This window comes from Thermodesulfatator atlanticus DSM 21156 (assembly GCF_000421585.1).
Lineage (GTDB): Bacteria > Desulfobacterota > Thermodesulfobacteria > Thermodesulfobacteriales > Thermodesulfatatoraceae > Thermodesulfatator > Thermodesulfatator atlanticus.
In genome coordinates, this window is record NZ_ATXH01000033.1 from 1 (window position 1) to 23592 (window position 23592).

At 45.3% G+C, this 23592-nt stretch carries 26 protein-coding genes and 2 rRNA genes; 11 read left to right on the forward strand and 17 right to left on the reverse strand.

Going from position 1 to position 23592, the window contains the following annotated elements:
• Nucleotides 1-90: ribosomal RNA gene (locus tag H528_RS0110780) — 23S ribosomal RNA — on the forward strand; the annotation flags it as partial.
• Between the two features lie 97 nt (nt 91-187).
• Nucleotides 188-304, forward strand: a 5S ribosomal RNA gene (rrf, locus tag H528_RS0110785).
• 46 nt (nt 305-350) lie between these two features.
• On the opposite strand, the gene H528_RS0110790 is transcribed toward rrf, so the two are convergent.
• From H528_RS0110790 to purN, 3 genes are read right to left on the reverse strand one after another with little or no spacing between them, the layout of a single operon-like run.
• Nucleotides 351-1043 (reverse strand): 2-phosphosulfolactate phosphatase, encoded by a 693-nt coding sequence (locus tag H528_RS0110790; RefSeq protein ID WP_022854317.1) that lies wholly within the window; start codon nt 1041-1043, stop codon nt 351-353.
• The gene (gene cobD, locus H528_RS0110795) at nt 1040-2098 is read right to left on the reverse strand and encodes a threonine-phosphate decarboxylase CobD (protein WP_022854318.1); all 1059 of its coding nucleotides are present in this window, start codon (nt 2096-2098) and stop codon (nt 1040-1042) included. The genes H528_RS0110790 and cobD overlap by 4 nt, the downstream gene beginning before the upstream one ends.
• Nucleotides 2099-2920 (reverse strand): phosphoribosylglycinamide formyltransferase, encoded by an 822-nt coding sequence (gene purN, locus H528_RS0110800; RefSeq protein ID WP_022854319.1) that lies wholly within the window; start codon nt 2918-2920, stop codon nt 2099-2101.
• A gap of 141 nt (nt 2921-3061) precedes the next feature.
• Between purN and H528_RS13585 the strand changes: the two genes are divergently transcribed.
• The 5 genes from H528_RS13585 (at nt 3062) to H528_RS0110825 (ending at nt 7901) form a co-directional block, all read left to right on the forward strand.
• On the forward strand, nt 3062-3472 hold the full coding sequence (locus tag H528_RS13585) for an RrF2 family transcriptional regulator (RefSeq protein ID WP_022854320.1): 411 nt from the start codon (nt 3062-3064) through the stop codon (nt 3470-3472).
• Nucleotides 3473-3490: 18 nt separating this feature from the next.
• Nucleotides 3491-4843, forward strand: coding sequence for a cytochrome ubiquinol oxidase subunit I (locus H528_RS13590; protein WP_022854321.1), 1353 nt, complete (start codon nt 3491-3493; stop codon nt 4841-4843).
• A gap of 18 nt (nt 4844-4861) precedes the next feature.
• Nucleotides 4862-5899 (forward strand): cytochrome d ubiquinol oxidase subunit II, encoded by a 1038-nt coding sequence (cydB, locus tag H528_RS0110815; protein WP_022854322.1) that lies wholly within the window; start codon nt 4862-4864, stop codon nt 5897-5899.
• A gap of 282 nt (nt 5900-6181) precedes the next feature.
• Entirely contained in the window at nt 6182-6574 is a 393-nt protein-coding gene (locus tag H528_RS13595; protein ID WP_022854323.1) for a bacteriohemerythrin, read from the forward strand.
• A 31-nt stretch (nt 6575-6605) separates the two neighbouring features.
• A complete protein-coding gene (locus tag H528_RS0110825; protein ID WP_022854324.1) occupies nt 6606-7901 on the forward strand; it encodes an SAM-dependent methyltransferase in 1296 nt (431 codons plus the stop codon).
• Here the strand turns inward: H528_RS0110825 and H528_RS0110830 are convergent.
• From H528_RS0110830 to purD, 9 genes are all read right to left on the reverse strand, one after another.
• Nucleotides 7898-9325 carry a cobyric acid synthase gene (locus tag H528_RS0110830; protein WP_022854325.1) on the reverse strand — a complete coding sequence of 476 codons (1428 nt, stop codon included), beginning with the start codon at nt 9323-9325 and terminating at the stop codon, nt 7898-7900. The two genes, H528_RS0110825 and H528_RS0110830, sit on opposite strands and share 4 nt — an antisense overlap.
• A gap of 3 nt (nt 9326-9328) precedes the next feature.
• Nucleotides 9329-9664, reverse strand: coding sequence for a preprotein translocase subunit YajC (yajC, locus tag H528_RS0110835; protein WP_022854326.1), 336 nt, complete (start codon nt 9662-9664; stop codon nt 9329-9331).
• The gene (tgt, locus tag H528_RS0110840; RefSeq protein WP_022854327.1) at nt 9658-10782 is read right to left on the reverse strand and encodes a tRNA guanosine(34) transglycosylase Tgt; all 1125 of its coding nucleotides are present in this window, start codon (nt 10780-10782) and stop codon (nt 9658-9660) included. The genes yajC and tgt overlap by 7 nt, the downstream gene beginning before the upstream one ends.
• Nucleotides 10782-11879 carry a class I SAM-dependent methyltransferase gene (locus tag H528_RS0110845; protein WP_022854328.1) on the reverse strand — a complete coding sequence of 366 codons (1098 nt, stop codon included), beginning with the start codon at nt 11877-11879 and terminating at the stop codon, nt 10782-10784. The genes tgt and H528_RS0110845 overlap by 1 nt, the downstream gene beginning before the upstream one ends.
• Before the next feature lie 9 nt (nt 11880-11888).
• Nucleotides 11889-12755: an RpnC/YadD family protein gene (locus tag H528_RS0110850; RefSeq protein WP_022854329.1), complete on the reverse strand. Its 867-nt coding sequence runs from the start codon at nt 12753-12755 to the stop codon at nt 11889-11891.
• Nucleotides 12756-12780: 25 nt separating this feature from the next.
• A complete protein-coding gene (gene trpA / locus H528_RS0110855) occupies nt 12781-13596 on the reverse strand; it encodes a tryptophan synthase subunit alpha (RefSeq protein WP_022854330.1) in 816 nt (271 codons plus the stop codon).
• Nucleotides 13589-14788 (reverse strand): tryptophan synthase subunit beta, encoded by a 1200-nt coding sequence (gene trpB / locus H528_RS0110860; RefSeq protein WP_022854331.1) that lies wholly within the window; start codon nt 14786-14788, stop codon nt 13589-13591. Before trpB ends, trpA begins: the two co-directional genes overlap by 8 nt.
• A gap of 63 nt (nt 14789-14851) precedes the next feature.
• Nucleotides 14852-15280: an EamA family transporter gene (locus H528_RS0110865; RefSeq protein ID WP_022854332.1), complete on the reverse strand. Its 429-nt coding sequence runs from the start codon at nt 15278-15280 to the stop codon at nt 14852-14854.
• Nucleotides 15280-17004, reverse strand: a complete 1725-nt coding sequence (gene purD, locus H528_RS0110870; protein ID WP_022854333.1) for a phosphoribosylamine--glycine ligase — start codon at nt 17002-17004, stop codon at nt 15280-15282. Before purD ends, H528_RS0110865 begins: the two co-directional genes overlap by 1 nt.
• Before the next feature lie 158 nt (nt 17005-17162).
• Between purD and H528_RS13600 the strand changes: the two genes are divergently transcribed.
• Nucleotides 17163-17771: a TetR/AcrR family transcriptional regulator gene (locus tag H528_RS13600; RefSeq protein ID WP_022854334.1), complete on the forward strand. Its 609-nt coding sequence runs from the start codon at nt 17163-17165 to the stop codon at nt 17769-17771.
• Here H528_RS13600 and H528_RS0110880 read toward each other — a convergent pair.
• Nucleotides 17766-18056 (reverse strand): hypothetical protein, encoded by a 291-nt coding sequence (locus H528_RS0110880; RefSeq protein WP_157608238.1) that lies wholly within the window; start codon nt 18054-18056, stop codon nt 17766-17768. The two genes, H528_RS13600 and H528_RS0110880, sit on opposite strands and share 6 nt — an antisense overlap.
• Nucleotides 18057-18151: 95 nt before the next feature.
• Here H528_RS0110880 and hisB point away from each other — a divergent pair, with 95 nt between their 5' ends.
• Genes hisB through H528_RS0110895 form a run of 3 tightly spaced genes read left to right on the forward strand, consistent with a single transcriptional unit; the run spans nt 18152 to nt 20744 of the window.
• Nucleotides 18152-18742, forward strand: a complete 591-nt coding sequence (gene hisB / locus H528_RS0110885) for an imidazoleglycerol-phosphate dehydratase HisB (RefSeq protein WP_022854336.1) — start codon at nt 18152-18154, stop codon at nt 18740-18742.
• Nucleotides 18743-18752: 10 nt separating this feature from the next.
• Complete coding sequence (locus tag H528_RS14200) at nt 18753-19403, forward strand: hypothetical protein (RefSeq protein WP_157608241.1); 651 nt, start codon at nt 18753-18755, stop codon at nt 19401-19403.
• Between the two features lie 12 nt (nt 19404-19415).
• Nucleotides 19416-20744 (forward strand): UDP-glucose dehydrogenase family protein, encoded by a 1329-nt coding sequence (locus H528_RS0110895; RefSeq protein ID WP_022854338.1) that lies wholly within the window; start codon nt 19416-19418, stop codon nt 20742-20744.
• Here the strand turns inward: H528_RS0110895 and H528_RS0110900 are convergent.
• From H528_RS0110900 to H528_RS0110915, 4 genes are read right to left on the reverse strand one after another with little or no spacing between them, the layout of a single operon-like run.
• Nucleotides 20741-21391, reverse strand: a complete 651-nt coding sequence (locus H528_RS0110900) for an MBL fold metallo-hydrolase (RefSeq protein WP_022854339.1) — start codon at nt 21389-21391, stop codon at nt 20741-20743. The two genes, H528_RS0110895 and H528_RS0110900, sit on opposite strands and share 4 nt — an antisense overlap.
• Nucleotides 21381-22295, reverse strand: coding sequence for an NAD(P)/FAD-dependent oxidoreductase (locus tag H528_RS0110905; protein WP_022854340.1), 915 nt, complete (start codon nt 22293-22295; stop codon nt 21381-21383). The genes H528_RS0110900 and H528_RS0110905 overlap by 11 nt, the downstream gene beginning before the upstream one ends.
• Entirely contained in the window at nt 22288-22485 is a 198-nt protein-coding gene (locus tag H528_RS0110910; protein WP_022854341.1) for a DNA gyrase inhibitor YacG, read from the reverse strand. The genes H528_RS0110905 and H528_RS0110910 overlap by 8 nt, the downstream gene beginning before the upstream one ends.
• A gap of 2 nt (nt 22486-22487) precedes the next feature.
• Nucleotides 22488-23417, reverse strand: coding sequence for a universal stress protein (locus H528_RS0110915; protein WP_022854342.1), 930 nt, complete (start codon nt 23415-23417; stop codon nt 22488-22490).
• Nucleotides 23418-23592: the final 175 nt, after the last annotated feature.

Below are 23592 nucleotides of genomic sequence, written 5' to 3' on the forward strand. Positions count from 1 at the left end.
CCAGGGAGACTACCTGGTAGATAGGCCGGAGGTGGAAGCCCAGCAATGGGTGGAGCTGACCGGTACTAATCGCCCGAGCGGCTTGGCCACAGTATTGGCTTAATAGTTGATACTGTGGTGAGAGGCTTGTGGGTACCGGAGCGATATCCTATATCACTTGTCGAGAGTTTTTAAAGGGAAGGAAATCCCGGGTGCCCATACCGGAGGGGCCACACCCGTACCCATTCCGAACACGGTCGTTAAGCCCTCCAGGGCCGATGGTACTGCCGGGTTACCCCGGTGGGAGAGTAGGTCGGCGCCCGGGTAATAAAGATAGAGAAAAGCCCGGTTGGGAAACCAGCCGGGCTTTTTTATTTTTCAAAACCTTTAAGGGCTATAAAGCCTTCGTTTGTTAGAATTGGTAAAATCCCGTATAAATTTTCTTTAGCACAAAAAGCTACGTCTTTTTCAAAGCCGAGTTTGATTAGTCTTTGGGCGTGGTGTGACCTTTTAATCTCTTCAAAGATATTGTCTGTATTTTTAGCATACCTTAAGGCAACTTCGGCAGCGTCATTTTGTGTCTGATAATCATCAAACTTGCCCAAAAACATGCCTGCCCACAAAAAGTCTTCCAGAGATAGTTCTTCTTCTGTCCCGGCACATAATATGACTACTTCTTCGAATCTTTTAGCAAACTCTAGAACAGCGTTTATGTTTAGAAAACTGCCCGCACAAATTGCTTTTGCGTTTTGCACAAAAGAAAGGGCCTTTGTTCCGTTAGAAGTGGTAAGAACTACTTTAGCTCTTCTAGCTTTTTCTGCTTCAAGAGGACTATTGCCCATGTGAAATCCTTCAGGAGGGGTGCAATTCCTTTCGCCTGCCAGCAGATAACCCTTTTCTTTGTAAAGAAATGCTTCTTCAATTGTGCTGACAGGTTTGACACAGACGGCGTCATGAGCAAGAAGTGCAACAATAGTAGAAGTTGCCCGAAGAATATCTACTAAAATAACTAGTCCATCTGTTTCTATAGGTTTGGGAGTTGGTAAAACTTTTATTTTTTTCACACTAATATCTCCTCAAGAGCGACCACTAGTTTTTCATTTTCTTTTTTTGTTTTAAGGGCGAAGCGCAAAAATTCTCCTTTAAGTCCGTAAAAGTTAGAAGCATTGCGAATTAAAATGTGGTAGTGCTTTAAAAGCTTATACCAAACTTCTTTGGCAGAAGAGTTTGTTAATTTTATAAGAAAAAAATGTACATCAGATTCGTATGTTTTTAAGGGTAATTTTTTTAACTTGTCTTTCATTCTTACTTTTTCTTCCTTAACAAATTTTTTAATATCCCTGACATATTCTTTTTGTTCGATAAGCCAAATTCCTGCTATTTGAGCAAGTCTATTAACTGCCCATGGAAGCATATTATCCCAGAGCTTTTTAGCAAGTTTATGATTTGCTGCGGCAAATCCCAGGCGTAGCCCAGGAATACGGTAAATTTTTGAAAACGAACGCAAAATAATTACATTTGGTAAAAGCGGTTTGCTATCAAGCAGAGAATTCGTGTGTGAAAAATCTATATAAGACTCATCAATGACAAATATAGTTTTTTCTTTTCCTTTAATTGTCTGTTCTAGTTCTTCTTTAGGAATAGTCCTCCCTGTGGGATTGTTAGGATTACATATAAATACCAGTTCGTTTTTTGTTAATTTTTCTGCAAGTTTTTTGATTGTTGGCTCAAAATTTTCTTCTTCTCTAGCAAGAACATATTCTACTTTTATGTTTGCGATTTTAGCTGCATCAGCATAATCACTGTAGGTTGGTCCTAAAACTATCACTTTTTCAGGGGAAAATATCCTTGGTAAGGCAAAAATCCATTCGGTAGTTCCAGAAGTTGGCAAAAATTCATCGGGATCATGGCCAAAATGTTCGGCAAGTTTATTTCTTAAAGAAAAACTGTCTACTTCTGGTAGGTGTTCTATTTCAGTTAAGTGTTGCTCTAGGATGGAATAAAGTCCTTGGGGTGGAGGAAGGGGAGAAATATTGCTGCTATGGTCTGCAATTTTTTCTGCAGGAATGCCTAGTTCTCTGGCAAGGTGATAGATTTCTCCCCCGTGGCCGAGAAGCATTTACCATTCCCCGGTTTTAAGATGCTTTTCAATACGCTCGGTTAAGTCATAAGGTTCTAAAAGAAGATTTCCCTTGTTATCGAAGAGCTTGTGGTTGATAAGGCTTATTTCTTTTTCTGCAAAAGCCTTGATAGTATAAACAATAAGAGGGAGTTCTCGTTTTACTCCTTCTTTCCGAATGAGAGCAAAAAGAGGCTCCTTTTCCCCTTCTTGCTCCTTGATTTTTTCAAGACCAATTTGTCTCATTTTTTCTTTAAAATTTTGCCAAAGTGGATCGAACTCTCCTCCTTTTATCGGGAAACGACAAAAAGTAACAGCCGGCCCCTGGTCAAGTTCAGGGGTAACTAGATGCATCATTACTCCAGTTTCATTAGCTTCTTCTTGTAAGAGTTGCCAAATCACTTCTTGCCAGGTCCCTTGAGGGCCTCCGGGTAGGGCAGGATGCAGGTTTATCATGGGTAGTTTTTGACATAGTTCTGCCGAGACCACCCACATATATCCCGCCAGGACAATGAGATCAACGGGTTCATGTTTTATCATCTCATATACTTTTTGATGGTAAGCGGCTCGCCAAGCTTCGCGGTTATTTTGACGAAGTCCCGGTTCAAAATTTTTGGCAGAAAGAGTATAGATTTTTAGGCCAAGTTCTTGGCATAATTTCAGGAATAGATCGCTTTCTTTTGATTCTCCGGGTTCACGAGATAAGAATACATAGGATATTTGAGCGGAGATAAAACCTTCTTTTATTCTTTGCCAAACAACCTTTAGCAAATCACGGGCCGCCTGGTCTCTTCCTGTGGAAAACCAGCCAAGTTTAAGCATGTCCTACCTCCTTACCGATGATGATAGATAAATACTTTTTTTCACGCAATAGATTGTTGCAAAACTTTAAAAATGAGATAATAAAGGCCCAAGTTATCTAATTTAAGACTTTAAAAAAACAGGAATTATGGAGATTGATTTATGAAAATCAGTAGAGCTACCGACTACGGTATAAGATTGGTTGTTTATTTAGCGGAAAAAAGTCCCAAGATAGTTCCTAGGTCTGAAGTTGCAAAAGAGATGGAAGTCCCTGCCGAGTTTTTGGCCAAGATTGCCCAGCATTTAGCTCGTGCTGGACTTATCGAGATAAAACAAGGACGAGGGGGTGGTTATAAATTAAAACGTAATCCCAAGGAAATTACTTTATTAGAGATAGTAGAAGCTTTAGAAGGGGAAATTTGTCTGAACGTGTGCGTAGAGAACCCTGATGCCTGTAACTTCAGTTCTCGATGTAAAGTCCACCTTGTGTGGGAAGCAGCAAGAGACGGCTTAAGGCGTCTTTTAGGAAGTATTCCTGTGGCAGAGTTAGTTTTTAAAACTAAAACAACTTAATTTTTAGGAGGTGGGAAGATGCTAGACGTTGTTTTGCTTTCACGGCTTCAGTTTGCCGTGGCAACCCTTTTCCACTTTTTATTTGTTCCTCTAACTTTAGGTCTTTCCCTCTTAACCGCTATTTTTGAAACCCTTTACCTTAAAACCGGAGACGAAGACTATAAACGTGCAGCTAAGTTTTGGGGAAAACTCTTTCTCATCAACTTCGCTTTAGGGGTTGTTACGGGTATTACCCTGGAATTTCAGTTTGGGACTAACTGGTCCAAGTATTCTGTTTACGTAGGAGATATTTTTGGTTCTCTACTTGCAATTGAAGCCACCCTTGCCTTTTTTCTTGAATCTACTTTTATTGCTATCTGGCATTTTGGATGGGATAGGATTTCTCCTAAACTTCACGCTATCTGTATCTGGCTTGTAGCGATTGGCTCCAATATTTCTGCCCTTTGGATCCTTTTGGCCAATGGTTGGATGCAGCATCCTGTAGGCTACGTCTTGCGTAACAATCGAGCCGAGCTTGAGAGCTTCTTTGCAGTAGTGACAAATCCTTTTGGCTGGCTTGAATTTTTCCATACTACCGCAGGAGCCTATGTGCTTGCAGGCTTTTTCGTTTTGGGGATCTCTGCCTGGCATATTATCCGCAAAAATGAACTGGCCTTTTTCAAAAAGAGCTTTAACGTAGCAGCGATCTGGAGCCTGGTTTTTTCACTTTTTGTAGTGCTTAACGGAGACATTCATGCAAGCCATGTAGCCCACACCCAGCCCACCAAGCTTGCGGCGATGGAATCTGTTTGGGAAACCCAAAGTGGGGCCCCTTTTTATCTGCTCGTAATTCCTGATGAGGAAAATGAACGCAATGCCGTTGAATTTTTGGGGATTCCCAAGCTTTTAAGCTTCATTGCCTATCATGATCCCAATGCCGAAGTAAAAGGACTTAAAGAATGGCCTAAAGAAGAACGTCCTCCTGTTGAAATTACCTTCTGGTCGTTTCGTCTCATGGTGGCCTTAGGGATGCTTTTTATCCTTATAAGTATCTGGGCCTTTTTAAGGCGTAAGACTCCTGAGAAAGACAGGACCTTGCTTCGTATTCTTCCTTGGGCTATTCCTCTGCCATATTTGGCCTGTGAACTTGGCTGGATTGTAGCAGAAGTAGGTCGGCAGCCTTGGCTTGTTTACGGCCTTATGAAAACTTCTGCCGGGGTTTCGCCTATTGCACCGGTCCAGGTAGTTATTTCTCTCCTGGCTTTTATTTTGGTTTACGCTTTACTCGGGTTGGTCGATTTCTATCTACTGTTTAAATTTGCCCGCAAAGGGCCTGATCCCAAAGAAGACAAAGAAGCCGAAGCTGCTGAGGCAGCTCCTGCAACCCTTTAAAGAAAGGAGGGATGGAAAATGGAACAAAATATCTTCCAGTTTATATGGTTTTTGCTCTGGGGTGTACTTTGGGTGGTTTACTTTATGCTCGATGGGTTTGATTTTGGGGTAGGCATGCTCCTTCCCTTTATTGCCAAAAACGACACCGAAAGGCGCATAATGTACAATGCCGTTGGGCCATTTTGGGACGGGAATGAAGTCTGGCTTATCACCGCTGGTGGGGCTACTTTTGCAGCTTTTCCCACCACCTACGCGGTGATGTTTAGCTCTCTTTATACTCCTTTGCTTTTGATTCTTTTTGCCCTTATTGTGCGCGGAGTAGCCTTTGAGTTTCGGGGCAAGGAAGAAAGCTTTCTCTGGAAGACCGTCTGGGACATTTGCCTGGTGGTGGGAAGCTTTGTCCCTTCGCTTCTTTTTGGGGTTGCCTTCGCTAACTTCTTCAAGGGCCTTCCCATTGATGCCAACGGCATTATGCATGGCAATACCCTTACCCTTTTGAATCCTTATGGGTTGATCGGGGGCCTTCTTTTTGTGCTGATGTTTGTTGTGCACGGGGCGGTGTGGCTTTGTGTCAAAACCAATGGTGATTTGCAAAAACGTGCCCGTAAAGTGGCTGAGGTGTTTTGGGTGCTGGAAGTGGTGCTAGCCCTTGTCTTTCTGGTAGCCTCTGCCTTTGCCACAAATCTTTGGGCAAATTATATGAAATATAAGTTCTTGCTAATTATTCCTGCTATCGCGCTGGTGGCTTACTTTGCGATTCCGGCCTTTCTTATCCAGGGCAAAAACTGGTATGCCTGGTTCTCCTCTTGTGCCGCTATTGTGTTTACCGTGGCCTTTGGTCTGGCAGGGCTTTTCCCAAGGCTTATCCCTTCAAGCTTAAACCCTGAGTGGAGCCTTACCATCTATAACTCTTCTTCAAGCCCTCTTACGCTCAAAGTTATGACGGTAGTGGCCCTTATTTTTGTGCCACTTGTTATCGCCTATCAGATTTGGGCTTATAAGCTTTTTAGCGAAAAAGTACGTCCTGCCTTTCTTGAGTCTGAAGAAGCATACTAGTTTTTCGCAAAAAGAGGCGCCCTTATGGGCGCCTCTTTTTGTGTTATTTGATTGCATTCAAATAGTGATTCCTGTCTTTTTATTTGTTCCGAAAAACGGGAACGGATCCCGATCTATCAGTGGATTTTTCGCTACGCTTTCTAAAGAATGCTTGCTTCTCAAGCTTCGACTATGGTGGTGGCAGAGAGTAATCGCGAGCGAAGCTAGTAATTTAAAGTTTTTATCATGACTTCCGATAAAGATATTTGGGTATCTGGGGCGGGCCTGAAAGGAGGCCTGAGTATGGAATATATCCTTTGGAAACCTTGTTATTGTATTGGCCATCAGAAGATCGACGGTCAGCACAAACAACTGGTTGAATTGCTTAACGTTCTTATCCAAAAGGTCTGTGGGTCCTGTCCTAAATCCGTTATCGATGCGGCTTTGACTGAGCTCATTAATTATGCAGAGAATCATTTTCGCGACGAAGAAAGCATAATGGAATCTATCGGTTACCCTGAGTTTTTAGAACATCAGCGCGAACACGAGCGTCTGGTAATGGAAGTTTTTGCCTTTAAGGAAAAATTTGACCACGGAGAGGTAGGAAAATTCGAATTACTTGAGTTTGTGCGGGACTGGCTGCTCAATCACGTATTAGATGTTGATCTCAAGCTTAAGAAATACGTAAGGTCTTGACGCCCTGTTTTCCCGCACACATTTTTTAGGTATGAAAGAGCTGCTGGTGCGGGAAAACAAGGCTCTTCTCTCACAGGTCTTTAAGTGGATAAAAGATGCTCGCTTTAAAGTCAGGTTTTGGAATGGTGAAGAATGGACACCCCCTTGTTTCATTGAACCGAAAGTAACCATCGTTATCGAAAATCCGGCAATACTTGCACATCTTTTAAGTTTTCCCACGGACGTCCGTTTGGGTGAAGCCTACATTTATGGTGATATAGATTTTGAGGGTGATATCTACGAAGTCTTTCCCATTGGGGAATATCTAAAACAGGTTTATCCACGTCTGGTTGCGAGTCCCTCTTTTTGGCGGCGCCTTTTTCGCTTGCGCTTGGCAGCGAGGCGCGAAGCCCGCAGAAAGGGGTGCAGAGCCGCATCTCTTAAAGGTAAAAGGCATTCTATCGAGCGCGACCGACAGGCCATTTCCTATCACTATGATTTGCCTCCGGAGTTTTACGCTCTTTATCTTGATCCCATGATGGTTTATTCCTGTGCCTATTTTCGGCATCCAGATGATGATCTAGCCACAGCGCAGCTAAACAAATTAGAGCTTATTTGTCGCAAGTTGCGTTTAAAGCCGGGCGAGAAGGTGCTTGATATCGGTTGTGGTTGGGGTGGTTTTGTTGTTTACGCCGCGAAAAAATACCAAGTAAAAGTCCTAGGGATAACTCTTAGCGAAAACCAGGCCCGTTACGCCCAGGAATGGATAAAACGCGAAGGCCTTGAAGATTTGGCTGAAGTTCGTCTGCTTGACTATCGCCAGGTGGATGAGAGCGAACCTTTTGATAAGCTGGTTAGCATTGGCATGTTTGAACATGTTGGCAGCTCAAAGCTTTTCACTTATTTTCGTAAGGCCTGGCGGCTCTTGAAGCCAGGCGGGATTTTTCTAAACCACGGCATTGCTGCGGATTGGAGTTTTCGTATCAGGCGTTGGTCTTTTACCGACCGCTATGTCTTTCCTGATGGCGAACTGCTACCCATCTGGAAAACTTTAAGAGTAGCTGAGCGGACAGGCTTTGAAATAAGAGACGTTGAATCCCTACGGGAACATTACGTGCTTACCCTGCGAAACTGGGTAAAAAATCTCGAAGCCAATTATGAAAAGGCCCGCAAGATCGTTGACGAAACAACTTACCGTATTTGGCGCCTTTACATGGCAGGTTCGGCCTACGCCTTTGCCATCAATGAGCAAAGCATTTTCCAGAGCCTTTTGGTGAAAAATCGTCCTCGTGGAGAAAACGATTTACCCCTCACCAGGGAAGACATCTACCAGAACTGGAAAGTTTAGGGATAAAGGCTCTTTTCCAAGTTTTTTAAAAAGTTGGCAAAGGGTTTTTTCGCGCAAATATTGGCCAGTTTTTCCTGAAAAAAACTGACAAAAGAAGTCTTTTCAAGAAGAGGCAATTTGAATTTTTTTCTCAAAAAATTAAGAAAGGCAAAACGGAAATCATCGTTGTAAAAGACGCCGTGAAGATAAGTGCCAAAGACGTTTTCATGTGCACCCACGATAACTTCTTGCCCGTTTAAGAAACTTCTTCCGTAACGTATTTCAAAGCCCGCGATCTCGCCCCTGAAAAAAGGAAGTTCAAAAAAGGCCTTTGAGGCCCTGGCGATTTTTTCTGCTTTGAAAAGCGTGACGTGGGGCAAAAGTCCTAAAGCGTTTTTAGATCCTTCGCTTTCAATGCCATGGTCTTCGATGCGTGTGCCAAGGAGCTGAAAGCCCCCGCAAAGTCCAACGATTATCTTTTCTTCTGCCAAATCCTTAAGAGCACCTGCCAAACCCTTTTTTTCCAGATAGGCAAGGCTTGCCAGGGTGTTTTTGCTTCCTGGTAAAATAATGGCGTGTGCCTTTTCAAGCTCACGGGGATCTTCTATTAAAAGCACTTCAACGTCTTTTTCTGCGCGAAAAGGGTCAAAATCAAGATAATTGGAAATATGAGGGTAATAGACCACGGCAATCCTTAAGCCATCAGTTACGAAACGCCCGCGGGGAAGCCCTAGGGAGGCGCTGTCTTCTTCAAAAAGCGATTCTGGAAGATAAGGCAAAAGGCCAAGGCAGGGAAGACCGGTCTTTTCCTCAAGGATTGCGATGCCTTCTTTAAAAAGGCTTTCCTCCCCTCTGAATTTGTTAATCACAAAGCCAAGGGAGAATTGCTTGAGCTCGGGGACAAGTTCGTAAGTCCCCCATATTTGGGCAAAAATTCCCCCTCGGTCAATATCTCCTACAAGAAGAAAGGGAATTTGATAACGTTTTATGATTTCGTAATTGACAAAGTCATTTTCTAGGAGATTTAATTCGGCAAGCCCTCCTGCTCCTTCAAGCACGATTAAATCGTTTTCAAGAAGGATCTCTTCAAAAATATGCCAAATCTTTTCCTTATAAGCGGCTTTGAACTTTCGAAAATCACCTGAAGGCAAAATTCCCTGTGATTTCCCGAGGAAGATTATTTCTGATTTCATGTTGCCAAGAGGCTTTAAAAGCAAGGGGTTCATGCTAACACTTGGGCTCCGCCCTGCAGCCCAGGCCTGAAAGACCTGAGCATGGGCAAGCTCGCCTTCGTCTGTGGCAAAGGCATTTAAAGACATATTTTGTGCCTTAAAGGGGAAGACCTTAAGGCCCTTTTGGGAAAAATGATAAGAAACAAGCGCGGTGAGCAAGCTTTTGCCCACCGACGACATTGTTCCTAAGACGGCAAGGGTTTTTGCCGCCACGGGTTATTTTTTCTTATCCTGGGGGGTTACCGGACCGGCAATGTAGGGTTTTACCACCTTGACGTTTACGTTAGGAGCTACTTCAAGGGTTACGGTGTCCTGATCTACGTTTTGTACTCGTCCAATGAGGCCACCTGAGGTAAAGACCTGGTCGCCGCGTTTTAAGTTTTCAAGGAATTTCTGGTGTTCTTTGGCCCTTTTTTGCTGCGGGCGGATAAGCAAAAAGTAAAAAATTACAAAGATGAGGATAAGGGGTAAGAACCCTACCAGCGGATTTGCTGCTCCTCCTTGCTGGGGATTTCCTGCCATGGCAAAGACTACACTCTCTAAACCTAACATTCGTTTTCCTCCTTTTGTTGGTAATAAGCTTTTTTGAATTCTTGAAAGCGTCCTTCCCTAATTGATTGCCTGATTTTTTCCATAAAGTCCAGATAGAAAAAGAGATTATGAATCGTATTTAATCGATAAGCGAGGAGTTCGCCAGCCAAAAAAAGATGTCTTAAGTAGGCCCGGGAATAATGTCTGCAAGTATAGCACCTGCAATGGGGGTCAAGGGGCTTTTCGTCGTTTTTGTAGCGGGCTTGCTTGATAGCAAGCTTTCCCTGGGAAGTAAAAAGGGTGCCACGCCTTGCGTTGCGCGTGGGAAGCACGCAGTCAAACATATCTACCCCTCTTGCTACGGCCTCAAGGATATCTTCGGGGGTGCCAACTCCCATGAGATAACGGGGGTTTTCTTCAGGAAGCCCCGAGACTGATACTTCTAGCATCTTAAGCATTAGTTCTTGAGGCTCTCCTACGCTTAGGCCTCCAATGGCATAGCCGTCAAAGCCTAAGGATACGATTTCTTCCGCGGACTTTCGGCGCAAGTCTTCATACATTCCTCCCTGTACAATTCCAAAAAGAAGAGAGCCCTTGGCATTTTTTTCCCAGGCCTTCTTTGAGCGCCTTTCCCAGCGGGTGGTAAGTGCTGTTAATCTTTGGGTTTCATCGTAGGAGCAGGGATGCGGGATACAGGTATCAAGCACCATGCGGATGTCAGAGTCAAGGGCAGCCTGGATCTCCATGGCAAGCTCTGGGGTTAGCACGTATTCCTGGCCATCTAGATGAGACTTAAAGCGGGCGCCTTCTTCTTCAATACGGCAAAACTTTGCAAGGCTAAATACCTGAAAGCCACCGCTGTCTGTTAAAATGGCCCTTGGCCAATTCATGAACTGATGAAGACCACCTAAGCGTGCAATTAGTTCGTGGCCAGGGCGCAGGAAAAGATGATACGTGTTAGCAAGGATTATGCGAGCCCCAAGGCTGGCTACGTCGTCAGGGGTAAGGGCTTTGATACTTGCCTGGGTGCCCACAGGCATGAAAACTGGCGTTTCCACCACCCCGCGTCTGGTGAAAAGAAAGCCTGTGCGTGCTTGGGTTTTCGGGCAAGTTTTTTCAACCTGAAATACCTGCTTCATTAAAGAATTCCCAGCCTGTTGCTGAGCTTGAATCCCAAGAGTTCTGTTTTTAAAGGAAGCCCTCTTCCCTGGACAAGGACCCAGTGGCTCATGCCAAGCCCTTGAGGCAAAAGAAGCATCTTCAAGGCTTCGGTGTCTCTAACACCAATGCGTCCTATTTCAGCAAGGAGTTTTTCCACCCCAAGGCTAACCAAAAAAGAAGACTGTGTGGTAAATCCCAGGGTCACAAAGCCAAATTTTTCTCCGATTTCTTTGATGGCGGTGAAATCAACATGGGCGGTGAGGTCGCATTTTCCGGGAAAAAGATAGGGATTAGCAAAAACCCGGTGCCCCTGAAAGCAAAGAAGTGTCCCGGAAGATCTTTCTTCGTGATAGTAGTCGTTGCGACTATAGCCATAGTCAAAAGTAATGATGGCACCTTGGCTCAGTTTCTGGGCAATGCCAGCAAAAAAAGGCTCATAGGCAAGGCAAACTTCAGTGCGATAGCCCTCTGGCCAAAGGGGAACAAATTCACTTACCCTTTCAAGGAGTGCTGGCTTAGAAAGCTCCCCCAGGAGTTCTTTAGGCGTTTCTTTAAAACTGACATACACCTCGCGAAGTTCGTCTTCTGCCTTTTGTACTAGATGGACCGGAAAAGAATCGAAAAGCTCATTTGAGATGAAAACCCCATTAAACTCCGGGATTTCTTTCCAGGAAGAAAACCAACGTACTTTATCAAAATGGCGTTCAAGCACTTCTTCCTGGCGCAGACGGTTGGGGGTAAAAGGTTCAAGGATGAAGTATTTAAACTCAAGCCCCTTCAATGAAAGAAAATCGAGAATATCAAGGGCAAGATAGCCCTCTCCAGCCCCTGCTTCACAGATCACGAAGTCTTCTTTTTTGCCAAGAAGGTGCCAGATTTCAAGAATTTGGCGCGCTACCGCAGCGCCGAATACGGGATGTATCGTAGGGGCGGTGATGTAGTCTCCCTTTTTGCCGATTTTAGGCGCCCGGGCATAGTAGCCATACTCGGGATGATAAAGGGCAAGTTCCATGTAATGGGCGAAGGTCATGGGAGATTCTTCGGCAAGGATCTGCTGAAAGGATTTTTCTTTCATAAGGTCTGTTTATGCGATTAATTGTTTTATCTCAGCAATGCTTTCTGCAGTGTCAATGGCTTCGCTGATAACTTCAAGTAGGTTTATGTCTTCAATTTTTTTTATTTCGGCATAAAGATTAAGCCCTTCTATCCCGAATTTTAGCTTAAGGCCAAGTTCTATAGCCTTGAGTAGTCCCTGCCTCATGCCTTGTTGAATCCCCTGTTGGATCCCTTCTTTTAGACCTTCTTCGTATCCTTCGCGCTTTATGATTTCATAGGCAGCGCTTTCTATCATGATGTCTCTCCTTCTCTGGATTAATTGCCGGGGAACTTCTGCTGAAATAAGCCCTCCCAAGATAGCCATGCCTGTTAAAAGATCTGCTTTACTTTGCCTTGAAAGATCTGAGTGGTAAATCCTTCTTTCTGCTTCGTCTATAAATTTCTCTCCGTTTTTAAACAGTGGCAAAAAAGGAAGTAAACACTCTGGGCCTTTTTCCAGTACCTCTTCTGCAGGTATTTCATAAAGTTTAACAAGATTGAACTTAAAGTGCACTTCTTCGTCCTGGTAAAAGTAAGTGGCCCTGTGGGAGGGGAGAAAGAGAACCACGTAAGTTTTTACTGGAAGTCTTTCCTGAAGGATATGGCGTGTGCGGTATTCTAGCGTCCTTAAAGGGATGTCCGCGTTCCAGGAAGAAAGAAACTCAAGCAACACGAGAACTTCTGAGCCGTCGGCTAAGATGGCTTTTATTACAAAATCAGAGCGCCTAAGCGAAGGAGTCTCCTGTGGTCTTGGGTCAAGAAGTAAGGCTTTTTCAACTGGTAGCTCACAAAAGTAAGCAAGAAAAGGTTCTTTGCAATGAGAAAGAATTACCTTAGAGGCAATGTCATGGTGCATTTATCTCTCCAATAAAAATGAGGTTTTATCTTTTGGTTGCCTCTTTTAGTTCTCTTACAAAACGCCCGACTTCTTCTGGAATTTTGTTTTTTTGGTTGCTCAGGGCGGCGATTTTTTTCACAATAGCGCTTCCAACTACAATGGCATCGGCAAAGGGGGCAAGGCGAGCTACCTGCTCAGGCCTTGAGATTCCAAAGCCAACAGCCACAGGCACCGGGCTTAACTCCCGGGCAAGATCAAGCTTTAGGGCTATTTCTTCAGGTAGAGCTTCTTTGGTGCCCGTGATGCCTGTTATGGACACGTAATAAAGGAAACCAGAAGAGGCCTTGGCAATCTTGGCAAGTCTTTCTTCAGGTGTAGTGGGTGCTGCCAAAAGAATGGCGGCAAGCCTTTTTTTGCGAGCGATTTTAAGCCAGGGCTTTGCTTCTTCAAGTGGCAAATCCGGGATAATGGCTCCGTCAAGGCCAGCTTCTTTACTATCTTCCGCAAAATTTTCCAGGCCGTAGCGAAAAAAGGGGTTTAAATATCCCATGATAACCAGAGGAGTTTTGAAGCCCTCTTCTCTAAGCGACTTAATCAAATCAAGGAACTGGGGGATAGTGGGTTTGTTTTTAAGAGCTCGCTGGGCGGCTTCCTGGATAGTAGGGCCATCTGCCACAGGGTCTGAAAAGGGAAAGCCAAGCTCAATAACATCAGCACCAGCATCGGCAAGCGCCCAGAGGAGGTCCCTGGTAACAGAAATATCAGGGTCTGCACCTTCGATGAATGGTATAAGGGCGGCTTCTCCCCGGTGGTTGGCTGCGCGAATGGCCTTTTCAACTGCCAAAGCACCTCTATTCATAGCGGTCCTCCTTGAGATAAGTGCGCACCGCCTCAACGTCTTTGTCTCCGCGTCCAGAAAGGTTGACCACCACGATGCTTTCTTCAGGAAGTTTGTCGGCAATTTTGGCAAGGTATGCCACTGCGTGGGCACTTTCAAGGGCAGGGATAATGCCTTCTGCCTCTGAGAGCAGGCGAAAGGCGAAAAGGGCTTCTTCGTCGTCAACGGCGACGTATTCTGCCCGACCGGTTTCTTTAAAAAAGGCGTGCTCTGGCCCAACCCCCGGGTAATCAAGCCCAGGTGCTACCGAATGGGCCCCTTTGATCTGGCCAACTTTGTCCTGCAAAAGGTATGTCATCATGCCGTGAAGAACACCTGGTTCTCCCACGGTAAGGGTGGCAGAGTGTTTGTCAGAGTCAAGGCCTGCACCTGCAGCTTCAACGCCTATCATTTTGACCATTTGGTCTTGCACAAAGGGGTAAAAAAAGCCCATGGCATTTGAGCCACCACCAACACAGGCGATGAGTATGTCAGGTAAACGGCCTTCAGCCGCAAGGATTTGTTTGCGCGTCTCGCGGCCTATGACACTTTGAAAGTCCCGCACCATCATCGGGTAAGGGTGTGGCCCCACCACTGAGCCGATTACGTAAAAGGTGTTTTCAACGTTAGCCACCCAGTCTCTTAAGGCTTCGTTGATTGCGTCTTTGAGTGTTTGGGTGCCAGAGTGAACCGGGACCACTTTGGCCCCCAGGAGCTCCATGCGGAAGACGTTCATCTCCTGGCGTATGGTGTCTTTAGCGCCCATGTAAACAACACATTCAAGCCCAAGGAGGGCTGCTGCTGTGGCTGTGGCCACGCCGTGCTGCCCCGCACCTGTTTCCGCAATGATGCGGGTTTTTCCCATTTTTTTAGCAAGAAGCACCTGGCCTAAGGTGTTGTTTATTTTATGGGCACCGGTGTGGGTGAGGTCTTCGCGTTTGAGATAAATTTTTAGGTGGCCACCTAATTTTTCAGAAAGCTTCCTGGCAGGGTAAAGGGGTGTTGGCCTTCCAACGTAAGTTCGAAAGTAAAAATCAAGTTCTTTTTTGAATTCCTTATCACGCCTGATGCGCCGATAGGCTTCTTCCAGCTCAAAAAGAGCCGGCATTAGGGTTTCCGGAACATAGCGCCCCCCGAAGGGGCCAAAATGGCCAAACTTATCTGGAAGTGGCAAAACGCGCCTCCTTTTTGCCTCCAAAAAATACTTCTGCCAAGCTTTTTCGTCAAACGCTAAATCTTAACTGCGCAAAAGAACGATTAGCCCGGATACGGTCAAAATAATGCCACAAAGACGCATAAGAGAAACTTTTTCGCCCAAGAACAAGTAGGCTAAAAGCGCGGTTACCAGGGGATAAGTAGCGGTAAGAGGGACAATTTTTGAGGCCTGGCCGATCTTTAGCAGGGAAAAGTAAGTAAACATTCCAAGTACCCCTGCCAGGATTCCGCTTAAACACGCGGCAATAATCGTTTTTGAATCAAGCTGTGAAATTTCGCGATACTCTCCGGTTAGGGAGGTTGCCACCACCAGGATGATTGCGGCAAAGCCAGTGCGCATGGTAAGGGCAAAAAGCGGTGACATGCCTTTTAAGGCCAATTTTTCCAAAAGGGGAGCGCTTCCCCAAAAGCAGATGGTAAGCAACCAAAGAAAAAATACTTTTAGGTTCATTATTTTTCAGCTAATTCTTGCCGGAATTTATCAAGCCTTTTTTTGATCCTTTCCTTGCAAACAGCAAGTATTTCTGCGGCTAAGACTGCTGCGTTTTGAGAGCCATTGATGTTTACCGTGGCAACAGGGACACCTGGTGGCTTTTGTACCGTGGCAATAAGGGCATCAAGACCTCCTAACGTGCCTACGGCTACGGGAAGGCCTATTACTGGTAGAGTGGTCAGAGAGGCGATCATGCCAGGGAGATGAGTTGCAAGTCCGCCTGCGGCAATAATGACTTTTACCCCTTTTTCTTCGGCTGTTTTGATGATGGAGCGCACTTTTTCTGGAGCTCTCAGAGAAGAAGCCACGGTAATGCGGTAAGGGATGAGGAACTTTTGTAAAATCTCTTCGGTTTTTAAAATGATTGGCAAGTCGGACTTACTTGCCGCTATTATCAGGACTTCTGGTGGTAGATGCTTTAGGGCTTTTACCCCAATGTCTGTACGGTAGTGGACGTTATCCCAGGATATTTTTTCTACGGCCTCGTAGGCCTTGTCTATGGCTGAGGGGATGTCTTCGGCAATAGCAGTCACGCCCAGGACGCGTCCTCCATTAGTTACGTATTTTCCGTCTTTTTTGGCGGTTCCTGCATGAAAAATTTTAATGCCAGGAATCTGGGCGGCTTCCTCAAGGCCTTTTATTTCTTTTCCTTTTTCGTATTTACCGGGATACCCTCCACTTGCCATCACTACGCAAACAGAAGCCCTTTCGTCGAGTTCGAGCTTTTTATCAGCAAGTTTTCCGGCAAGGGCAGCTTCGATAATCTCTGCAAGATCGCTTTTAATACGCATCATAAGGGGCTGGCATTCAGGGTCTCCAAAACGGCAGTTGAATTCAAGCACGTAAGGTTTGCCTCGAGAGATCATAAGCCCGGCGTAAAGGACACCCTTGTAAGGGATGCCTTCTTGGGCAAGGCCTTCGATAAGGGGCTTCATGATGGTTTCCATGATTTCCTTTTCAAACTCAGGAGTAACTATAGGTGCTGGAGAATAAGCCCCCATGCCTCCGGTGTTGGGGCCTTTATCCCCGTCAAGAAGGGGTTTGTGGTCCTGAGAAGAGGGCAGCGGCAAGATGGTTTGGCCGTCAGTAAGGATCATGAAAGAGGCTTCTTCGCCTATGAGATAATCCTCGATGACCACACGGTTTCCGGCCTCGCCGAAGACTTTTTCTATCATGATTTTTTGCACAGCTTCTTTGGCCTGTGCCAAGGTGTCGCAAACAATGACGCCTTTGCCTGCGGCAAGGCCATCTGCTTTTACAACAATGGGCGCGCCCCTTTTTTCAAGATAGGCAAGAGCATCTTCGGGGTTATCGAAAACTTCAAAAGAGGCTGTGGGGATGCCGTATTTGGCCATGATTTCCTTGGCAAAGACTTTGCTGCCTTCTATCTGGGCTGCTTTAGCAGAGGGGCCAAAGATCCTTAGCCCCTTTTCTTCGAAAAAGTCAACGATACCCCGGGCCAAAGGATCCTCAGGGCCAACAACGGTAAAGCTTATATTTTCCTTTTTGACAAAATCTGCCAGGGCTTCAAAGTCGTTAACGCTAATTGGTACGCATTCAGCGTCTTCGGCAATGCCTGCGTTGCCTGGAGCGCAAAATACTTTTTCTACCAGGGGGCTTTGGGCCAATTTCCAACAAAGGGCATGCTCGCGACCGCCTCCTCCAACTACTAAAACCTTCATGAGTTCCTCCTCGGCCCTGTTATTTGGTTGCCATCCTAGATTAGACTAATTTTAAGGTCAAGATTTTCTTGACAAAAAATAAACCGAAATATAGTCACTGAATGAGAGGCCATTCAGTTTTTGTGAGAAAACCTTACTAACTCTAATTTTTTGGGCAAATGGCTAAAAAAACCAAAGAAAAAGAAGAACGCATACTCAAGGCTGCCACCAAGGTGTTTGCCCAAAAGGGTTTTTTTAATACGCGGGTCTCTGAAATTGCCAAAGAAGCAGGTGTTGCTGATGGCACGATTTATCTCTACTTTCGCAGCAAGTACGACATTTTAATGGCCATTTTTGACCGGGAATTTAAGCGCATTATTTCTCGAACCAAAAAAGAGCTAGAGAACCTGCCTGATGCGCGCGCCAAGCTCGAACGCTTTGCTCTTTTGCACCTTAGCTTAGTTGAAGAAAACCGGGATCTTATGGAGCTTTTGCAGATAGAATTGCGCCAAAGTTATAAATTTTTAAAAAATCAGCAATTTCGCAGGTTTTCAGAGTATGTTAACCTCATTTCAAAAATTGTCCGCGAAGGTCAAAAAGAAGGTATTTTCCGTAAAGACGTAAAACCAGGGATTTTCAAAAGGGCTTTTTTCGGAGCCCTTGATGAAATGTCCCGTTTTTGGATTCTTTCACCGCGGAAAAAATATCGCGTAAACACGGCAGCTAAACAGATTACTTCTTTTTTCCTTGAGGGCATTTTGACTGACGAAGCACGACAAAAGTTATAAGCTTTGGTGTTTAGGAGGTCGGCCGCGGCCTCGTTTGGGTTTTTGTTGCGGTGGAAACGGCTGCCACGTGAGATGCCAGAAACGGAAAAATTCTGAAGCCTTAATGCGTTCAGGGGAGAGCCCAAGCTTGCGGCAAAAGGCTTCTAAGTTTTCCTTGCGCGCTGAAATAACATGATACGAGGCCCGACGTGGGGTATGAAAGTTTTCGTGAATGGCTATTCCCCCTGTCTCTGCCCAGTTTACGGCTTCTGGTATCTGGCTGATACCAAAAATTTTTATGGGCAACTCCTTTTGAAGAGGTGCCAATAGTTGGTTAAGCTTTGTCAAAATTTCATTGTTCATCGATAAGTGAATCGGCCATTTACGGAGAGGACTTGAAGATGAAAAATAAAATTCCGATAGAAGTTAAGAGGGAAACTTTTGAAACCAATGTACGGGTTAAACTTGATCCGTTTACCCCAGGCCCAGTAAAAATTGATACGGGGGTGGGTTTTTTAGACCACATGCTTCATCTTTTTGGGGTACACGGAGAATTAAGCCTGGAAATTAAGGCTAAGGGCGATACCCACGTGGACTATCACCACACCGTAGAAGACGTAGGGTTAACCCTTGGTGAGGCGCTCAGTCAAGCCCTTGGCGAACGAAAGGGTATTGCAAGATACGGGGAGGCTCATATTCCTATGGAAGAGGCCCTGGCAGCAGTTTACATAGATTTGGCTAAAAGGCCCTGTTTCGTCCAAAAAGGTATCATTCCGGTGGAGAAAATAGGCAACTTTGATACCGAGCTTGTCCCTGAATTTTTAAAGGCATTAGCCATGAGTGGTTGTTTTACGCTTCATGTTCATTTTATTTATGGTGAAAATGCGCATCATCTGGTGGAAGCTGGTTTTAAGGCCCTGGGGCATGCCCTGAAAAGGGCTCTTTCTCCTCTTAGTCGCGATGAGGTACTTTCATCAAAAGGTGTTTTATAAGGACATTGCCATGAGAAAACTTTTTTTGCTTTTTTTGTTATTGAGTTTGGTGGCCTGCGCTAACTCCAGGCAGGTTAATATCTACCCTCAAATCAAAAAAATTGCCGTGTTACCCTTTGAGCCCATATGCCCCGGGCAAAAAGAAGACGAAATCACCTGTGCGTTTTCAGGGATTATTTCTCAGCCCGGCACTCCTTCAGAAGAGTCTGCCCGCATTCTGACAAAACTCCTTTACCAAGAGTTATCAGGCAGGCCCCATATTTATCTGGTGCCCGAAGAACAAGCAGCAACCCTTTGGGCGGAAGTACTTTCAAAGTATACTAACGCTTCCGCATATAAGCTCATTGCAGAAATTGGAAAGCTGCTACATGCGGACGCAGTACTTTATGGCAAGGTATTTCGCTTTAGGGAGCGCGAGGGCACGGCTTTCTCGGTAGTGCGGCCGGCTTCAGTGGCGTTTGCCCTTATTTTGGTCAAGGTGCCTGAGGGCAAGGTTATCTGGCGGGGTTGGTTTGATGAAACCCAGCAGCCCCTTAGCCAAAATATTTTAAAGATTAAGCTTTATGGTAAAGTGCGCTGGCTTACTGCAGAAGAACTTGCGGCGCGGGGGCTTAAAGAAGTCCTTAAAAAGTTTCCTTATCTTAATCCACCGAAAAAGTAGGAGGAATTCTTTATGCATATTGCGGTGATAGGTACCGGCTATGTAGGGCTTGTTTCCGGAGCCGGTATGGCTGATTTTGGGATGAATGTAGTCTGTGTTGATATCGACGAAGAAAAAATCGCCAAGCTTAAAGCCGGCGAGATTCCTTTTTATGAACCGGGGCTTAAAGAGCTAGTCCATAAAAACGTAGAAGCAGGAAGACTTTCTTTTACCACTGATCTTTCAGAAGCCGTAAAGAGGGCGCTGGTTATTTTCATCTGTGTGGGGACTCCACCTGCCCCTGACGGTTCGGCTGACCTTTCTGCGGTGAAAGCTGTTGCTCTTTCATTGGCGGAGACCATCGACGAATACAAAGTCATTGTTACCAAGAGCACCGTTCCTGTTGGTACTAACCGCTGGATTAAAAGACTCATTGATGAAAACAAAAAGAACAACGTTAAGGTGGACATTATTTCCAACCCTGAGTTTTTGCGCGAGGGATGCGCTATTGAAGATTTTATGCGTCCTGACCGGGTAGTCATTGGCGGTGAGAGTGACCACGCCATTGCCATAATCAAGGACATCTATCGTCCTCTTTATCTGGCAGAGACCCCTTTTGTTATTACGGATCTTGAAACCGCAGAGATGATCAAATATGCCTCGAATGCCTTTTTGGCCACTAAAATAAGCTTTATTAACGAAGTCGCGACCCTTTGTGACCGGGTAGGGGCTGATGTGATCACCGTTGCTCAGGCCATGGGGCTTGACCCGCGCATAGGTCCGCGTTTTCTTAATCCCGGCCCGGGGTTTGGTGGTTCCTGTTTCCCCAAAGATGTTCGTGCGCTTGCTTATCTGGGGCGGCAGCATGACCATCCCATGCATATTCTTGAGGCAGTGCTTACGGTTAACGAGCGCCAACGCGAGGTTACCGTGGAAAAAGTCCGTCGCATGTGTGGTGGTGAATTACAAGGCAAAACAGTAGCGGTATTGGGTCTGGCTTTTAAGCCCAACACCAGTGACGTGCGGGAGTCTCCGGCCTTAGACATTGTAACAAGGCTCATTGACCAGGGCGCTAAGATACGCGCCTACGATCCCATTGCTGAAGAGGAATTCAAAAAGGCGAAACCCGAGCTTTCGGTTTTTTATGCCAAAGACCCGTACGAAGCCGCAGAAAATGCCAATTGTCTGCTTATCCTTACAGAGTGGAACGAGTTTCGTTATCTTGATTTGGAAAAAATAAAAAATCTTATGGCTGAGGCAGCCATCGTGGATGCGCGAAATATATATGAGCCCGCCCGCATGCAAAAACTAGGCTTTCGCTATAGCGGTATGGGACGGGGCAATTTTTCAGACCTCACCTAGCCTCCAAACACGTATTCCACAATGTAGGGATTAGTTTGCTTTTCTTCACCTAAAGTGGAGAAGGGTTTTTCGCCGTAGTCATGCCCTGGGCAGATGATTGTCTCGTCGGGAAGGGGAACTATTTTTTCCCTCAGGGACTCAATGAGCTGGTTAAAATCACCACCAGGTAGATCTGTGCGGCCCACGGCCCCGACGAACAAAGTGTCTCCAGTAAAGAGTCTTTCCCCATCATAAAAACAAATAGAACCTGGAGAATGCCCTGGAGTATGAATCACTTTGAGGGAAATATTGCCTACTTGTATAATTTGTCCGTCTTTTAGCAAGATATCTGCTGGTTCATTGGGTTCAAAGCCCCAGGCGGCAAATACTTGTGCCGCCATGGGATGACGGAAGAATTCATCATCAGCTTCATGCATGGCTACCGGGATGTTTAGCTTGCGTCTAAGCCACCAGGCCCCTGAAACGTGGTCCCCATGGCCATGGGTTGCGAGGATATACACCGGCTCAAGGTCGAGTTCTTTTATTTTTTGAAGGATGCGACCTTCGTCTCCTCCTGGATCAACAATGGCGACTTTATTGGTTTCTGGGCAAATGATGAAATAACAACGTACGGCTAGCGGGCCAACAGTCAAGACTTCAAGCTTCATGCTCTTTCCTCCGTTTATGAGCTTCGTCTGCGGCTGAAAGTCCGGCGATACAGCCTTCTCCAACAGCCTTGGCTACTTGAAAAGGTGGGCCGCACACATCTCCTGCCGCAAAAATGCCAGGGACATTGGTCCTCTGGGATTTGTCTACCTGGATGTAAGTCATGGTTTCAGGGTCAAGGGCAACCCCCAGAAAAGTCGCAAGTTGCAAGGCACCTTTGGCTCCTTCTTCAATGAAAACACCTTTGACATCGAGTTTTTCGCCACTATCTAGCATAAGCCCTTCGACTTCTTTTTCGCCAATGATTTCTTGGGCCTTGGCGGTAATGATTTTCACACCGCTGTCTTCAAGTTCTTTTATTAATGCTTCGGGGACATTGAGGTTGGCACTAACTAAATAAACAGGGGAAGTGATTTTGCTAAGGGTCAGGGCGCCATGGGCTGCTGCACTTTCATCCCCCACCACAGCCACAGGAAGCCCTCGAAAGAAAAACCCGTCACAATCAACACAGTAGCTAACCCCTTTGCCAACAAGGTATTTTTCGCCTTTTATTTTCTTTTTACGCCTGGTGACGCCGGTTGCAATAATTATCGTAAAGGCCTTGATTCTTTCTTCTGATTCGAGTTCGATGCGGAAAAGATTTTCCTCAGGGTCTATTTTCACTACGTCGTAGGGTTGATGTAGGGCCCCAAACTTTTTCGCCTGAGAAAGCCCGGTCTCAAGGACTTCTTTTCCTTCTTTTTTGCCTTCTAGGCCGAAATAGTTTTCAAGATGGGCCTTATAAAGCGCACTTGCTTCGATTTTTCCCAAGACTATAGTTTTCGCTTTGCGGCGGGCAGCATGAATAGCTGCTTGAAGCCCTCCTGGCCCTGCTCCTATTATGGCAACATCATATATTTCACTCACTTTTTTCCTCCTCTTTGGGAAGTTCGTGTATTTCTTCTACTCCTTCAGTAGGAACACTTATGCGATATTCTTCTTCAAGCCAGTGGCCAAGGTCTATTAGCTTGCAGCGTTCAGAGCAAAAAGGCCTAAAGGGATTACCTTCCCAGGATGTTAGCCGTCCGCATTGAGGACACTTATGTTTTTTTTTCATTGTTAGCCAAGGACCCAAATACTTTTTCCTGTCAGATTAAAAATAACCTTGGAAGAAACAGAGCCCAAGAGAAGGTCTTTAAAACCACCTGTTCCTCTTCTTCCAATGACCACCGTAGCGAAATCGCCTTCGTTTGCTTCGTTTATGATTATGCGTGCTGCTCCTCGCGGTGAGTACTTGATTTTTACTTTGACTTGATCGGGAGAAAAGGAATCTTTCAGAATTTTTTCGGCTTCAGCAAAAAATTCGCGTGCCAAGGTTTCTTCTATTTTTCCAAAAAATGATTGAATTTCGTCAAGGCTCTTTTCTTCTTCTCTGGGAAGGAGGGAAGGTATTACATGAAGTAGTTCGATTTGCGCTTCCGGGTCGCCAGCTAAAATAAAGCTCAGGTGATCTATTAGCAGGAGCCCAGATTCTCCTAGATCCACTGGGACAAGGAATTTTTTATTCCATTGGCTTCCGTCAATTATCCATACCGGGACGTTTTTGCCATATTCTACGAGTTTTTGGGTGACACTTCCCACCCACCAGGAAGAAATTTTGCCAAGTCCTCTGCGGCCAGCTAAAAGGGCGTCATATTTGCCATCTATGGCTTCACGCAGGATGACTTTGGCTAAATCTCCTCGTTGAATGGTGATTTTGGTATGTATTTGTTTTTCAGAGAAGCCTTTTCTGATAAGCGATTCTTTGGTTTCGGTAACGCACTTATTGGCCCAGTTGATATTTTCTGCCTGGAACTTTTCTAATTTTTCTTGCCTTTTAAGTTCGTTCATTCCAGGGACAGGAGAGAGAAGATAAGAAGGTGGAGCCGGTGCAACGCAAAATACAGTAATTTCAAAGTCTTCTCTTCCTATAAAGAGAGTTGCCAGATAATCAACCGCTTTTTGGGAAAAAATTGACCCATCAGTTGTTAAAAGGACGTGTCTATTCACTTTAACCTCTCAGGTTTAAGTTATTTTAAATCTTAGAGAGAACTTGATTTTAGGTCAATTTTTTTGAGCTGAATAAATTTTTGCCTGTCCCTATTAACAAACTTTTAAAGGAATCAGCGAATTTATCGAAGAAACTTTCCGTCGCCTGCGCTTAAGCCCAAGCTTCTCCCTTAGC

Coding starts and splice junctions, on each gene's coding strand:
- H528_RS0110825 (WP_022854324.1), top strand. CDS start 6,606: ATGAAAGAGCTGCTGGTGCGGGAAAACAAGGCTCTTCTCTCACAGGTC.
- H528_RS0110850 (WP_022854329.1), bottom strand. CDS start 12,755: ATGCACCATGACATTGCCTCTAAGGTAATTCTTTCTCATTGCAAAGAA.
- cydB (WP_022854322.1), top strand. CDS start 4,862: ATGGAACAAAATATCTTCCAGTTTATATGGTTTTTGCTCTGGGGTGTA.
- cobD (WP_022854318.1), bottom strand. CDS start 2,098: ATGCTTCTCGGCCACGGGGGAGAAATCTATCACCTTGCCAGAGAACTA.
- tgt (WP_022854327.1), bottom strand. CDS start 10,782: ATGAAGCAGGTATTTCAGGTTGAAAAAACTTGCCCGAAAACCCAAGCA.
- H528_RS0110845 (WP_022854328.1), bottom strand. CDS start 11,879: ATGAAAGAAAAATCCTTTCAGCAGATCCTTGCCGAAGAATCTCCCATG.
- hisB (WP_022854336.1), top strand. CDS start 18,152: ATGAAAAATAAAATTCCGATAGAAGTTAAGAGGGAAACTTTTGAAACC.
- H528_RS14200 (WP_157608241.1), top strand. CDS start 18,753: ATGAGAAAACTTTTTTTGCTTTTTTTGTTATTGAGTTTGGTGGCCTGC.
- trpA (WP_022854330.1), bottom strand. CDS start 13,596: ATGAATAGAGGTGCTTTGGCAGTTGAAAAGGCCATTCGCGCAGCCAAC.
- H528_RS0110865 (WP_022854332.1), bottom strand. CDS start 15,280: ATGAACCTAAAAGTATTTTTTCTTTGGTTGCTTACCATCTGCTTTTGG.
- H528_RS0110910 (WP_022854341.1), bottom strand. CDS start 22,485: ATGAAAAAAAAACATAAGTGTCCTCAATGCGGACGGCTAACATCCTGG.
- H528_RS13595 (WP_022854323.1), top strand. CDS start 6,182: ATGGAATATATCCTTTGGAAACCTTGTTATTGTATTGGCCATCAGAAG.
- purN (WP_022854319.1), bottom strand. CDS start 2,920: ATGCTTAAACTTGGCTGGTTTTCCACAGGAAGAGACCAGGCGGCCCGT.
- purD (WP_022854333.1), bottom strand. CDS start 17,004: ATGAAGGTTTTAGTAGTTGGAGGAGGCGGTCGCGAGCATGCCCTTTGT.
- H528_RS0110895 (WP_022854338.1), top strand. CDS start 19,416: ATGCATATTGCGGTGATAGGTACCGGCTATGTAGGGCTTGTTTCCGGA.
- yajC (WP_022854326.1), bottom strand. CDS start 9,664: ATGTTAGGTTTAGAGAGTGTAGTCTTTGCCATGGCAGGAAATCCCCAG.
- H528_RS13600 (WP_022854334.1), top strand. CDS start 17,163: ATGGCTAAAAAAACCAAAGAAAAAGAAGAACGCATACTCAAGGCTGCC.
- H528_RS0110900 (WP_022854339.1), bottom strand. CDS start 21,391: ATGAAGCTTGAAGTCTTGACTGTTGGCCCGCTAGCCGTACGTTGTTAT.
- H528_RS13585 (WP_022854320.1), top strand. CDS start 3,062: ATGAAAATCAGTAGAGCTACCGACTACGGTATAAGATTGGTTGTTTAT.
- H528_RS13590 (WP_022854321.1), top strand. CDS start 3,491: ATGCTAGACGTTGTTTTGCTTTCACGGCTTCAGTTTGCCGTGGCAACC.